Below are 344 nucleotides of genomic sequence, written 5' to 3' on the forward strand. Positions count from 1 at the left end.
TCGTTCTTGAGTTTCGACACCAGCTCGGCGACGTCCTTGACCTTGACGCCCGCCTTGCGGCCCGCCGGCTCGGTCGTCTTGAGAACCTCGAGCCGCGCGGTGAGGTCGACGCCGTAATCGGCGGCGGTCTTGTCTGCGATCGGCTTCTTTTTGGCCTTCATGATGTTCGGCAGCGAGGCATAGCGCGGCTCGTTGAGACGGAGATCGGTGGTCACGATCGCCGGTCCCTTCAGCTTCACGGTCTGCAAGCCGCCGTCGACTTCGCGCGTGACCTTGAAGTCGCTGCCTTCGACCTCGAGCTTCGAGGCGAAGGTCGCCTGCGACCAGCCGAGCAGCGCGGCCAG

At 64.8% G+C, this 344-nt stretch carries 1 protein-coding gene; it reads right to left on the bottom strand.

Features of this window, described 5'->3' with window-relative positions:
• A partial coding sequence (locus AC0L3U_RS38780; protein ID WP_473365020.1) for an electron transfer flavoprotein subunit beta/FixA family protein occupies positions 1 to 344 on the bottom strand: 344 nt, incomplete at both ends.

The sequence above is a fragment of the Bradyrhizobium sp. Kon69 genome (genome assembly GCF_055807515.1).